The sequence below is a fragment of the Verrucosispora sp. SN26_14.1 genome, assembly GCF_004307965.1.
GTDB lineage: Bacteria > Actinomycetota > Actinomycetes > Mycobacteriales > Micromonosporaceae > Micromonospora.
The window spans coordinates 1-1,891 of the sequence record NZ_SISL01000726.1; the positions used below are offsets into that span (position 1 = coordinate 1).

The window sequence follows — 1,891 nt, forward strand, 5'->3', positions numbered from 1 at the left end:
GATCTGCCCCGGCCTCACCAGCCCCGGGCGCGCCACTCGGCCAGGTGCGGGCGTTCCGCGCCGAGCGTCGAGTCCCGGCCGTGGCCCGGATAGAACCAGGTCTCGTCCGGCAGCCGGCCGAACAGCTTGTGCTCCACGTCGTCGATGAGCGCCGCGAAGCGCTCGGGATCCTGGTCGGTGTTGCCGATGCCACCCGGGAAGAGACTGTCGCCGGTGAAGAGGTGCGGGGTGCCGGCCGGGTCGCGGTAGAGCAGCGCCACCGAACCCGGGGTGTGCCCCTTGATGTGGATGACCTCCAGCGTGCAGTCACCCACGGGCACGGTGTCCCCGTCGGCGAGGGTCTGCGCCTCGATCGGCAGCCCCTCCGCGTCGTCGGCGTGCACCAGCGCGCGGGCCCCGGTCTTGGCGACGACCTCCTCCAGCCCCACCCAGTGGTCCATGTGCTGGTGGGTGGTGACCACGGTGCGCAGCCCGCCGTCACCGACCAGTTCCAGCAGTCGGGGCGCCTCGTTGGCGGCGTCGATCAGCACCTGTTCGCCGGTGTGCCGGCAGCGCAGCAGGTACGCGTTGTTGTCCATCGGGCCGACCGACACCTTGGTGATGGTCAGGGCGTCGAGTTCGCGTACGGCCGGCGGGCCGCCGGGGGTGACATCTCCGCTGTAGGTCATCGTCTTCCTAGATCCATTCCGGTGGGCGGGGCAGGTCACCGTCGGGGCTGACGGTCAGGGCGGTGCCGGTGCTGCGGCCGGTGAGCCAGGCGGCGAGTTCCGCTGCCGGACCGGTGACGACGGGCGCCCCCGCGCGCTCGCCCACCACCAGTTCGTGGCCGGCGCCGTCGAAGCGCAGCACCATCGATGGCGCGTCGTCGCGGTCGCCGAAGCCGGTGGCCACCTCGTGCAGCAGCCGGTGGCCGAAGGTCGGCGACCAGTCCGCCGGCCGGTAAGCGGCGGCCAGGTCGACGTGGTGGATCTCCAGCTCCCGGAGCCGTCCCCAGACCAGTAGCGCGGCCGGCCAGGGACCCCGTCGGGTCTCGACGGTGGCCGCCCAGGCCGACACCGGCATCGCCGCCACCGCCTCGGCGAACCGGTCCGCGCTGCGACGCAGGTCGTCCAGGTGCTCCTCGGGCGGGCGGGACGCGCCGGCCTCGATGTCGGCGTCGCGGGCCTGCGCGCTGGCGTACATCGGGATCTGCTCGCCGGTGCGCGCCGAGGTGAGCAGGTTGACGAAACCGTCGGCGTTGCGACACAGGTGGGCCAGGACGTGGCCGCGTGTCCAGCCGGGCAGCAGCGACGGCGCGGCCAGGTCGGTGGCGTCGAAACCGGCAGCCGTACGCACCAGCCGGGCGGTGGCGTCGGTCACGTCACCGGTGAGGAGAAGGGGGTCTGTCGGCACGTTCCGACCCTAGCCCTCCGGGCGTGCCGCGTCGCCGGGGAATTCACTTCCGGCCGGGCGCCGCCGGGCCTACCGTCTGCGGTGGTCGCGGCGCCGGAGTGGAGGAGGTGGCGTCGAGCATGAGCATCACGTTGACCGCCCTGGGCTGGGACGCCGAGCGGGCGGCGCACCTGCGACGTATCCGTACCGATCACCGTCCGGGTCGGGTGGCCCGGGTCGACCGTGGGGTCTGCACCGTGCTGACCGAGGCGGGGCCGGTGCGTGCCACCTCGGGCGGGGCGGTGCTGGTCGCCGCCGCGGGTGACCCCACCCGGCTGCCCGGGGTGGGGGACTGGGTGCTGCTCGGGCGCTGGCCCGACGCCCGGATCACCGTGGAGGCGGTGCTGCCCCGGCGTACCGCGTTGGTGCGGCGCACCGCCGGCAAGGACGCCGCCGGTCACCTGCTCGCCGCCAACCTGGACGTGGCGGCCGTGGTGGAGGCGGTGCACCCGGCGCCCGA

The 1,891-nt window shown here is 74.1% G+C and carries 2 protein-coding genes and 1 pseudogene; 1 reads left to right on the forward strand and 2 read right to left on the reverse strand.

Going from position 1 to position 1,891, the window contains the following annotated elements:
* Positions 1-14: 14 nt before the first annotated feature.
* Both EYA84_RS31345 and EYA84_RS31350 read right to left on the reverse strand, forming a co-directional pair.
* On the reverse strand, positions 15-668 hold the full coding sequence (locus EYA84_RS31345) for an MBL fold metallo-hydrolase (protein ID WP_131057794.1): 654 nt from the start codon (positions 666-668) through the stop codon (positions 15-17).
* 7 nt (positions 669-675) lie between these two features.
* Positions 676-1,392: a maleylpyruvate isomerase family mycothiol-dependent enzyme gene (locus EYA84_RS31350; protein ID WP_131057795.1), complete on the reverse strand. Its 717-nt coding sequence runs from the start codon at positions 1,390-1,392 to the stop codon at positions 676-678.
* A 119-nt stretch (positions 1,393-1,511) separates the two neighbouring features.
* On the opposite strand from EYA84_RS31350, the pseudogene EYA84_RS31355 reads away from it, so the two are divergent.
* Positions 1,512-1,891, forward strand: a pseudogene (locus tag EYA84_RS31355) (ribosome small subunit-dependent GTPase A); the annotation flags it as partial.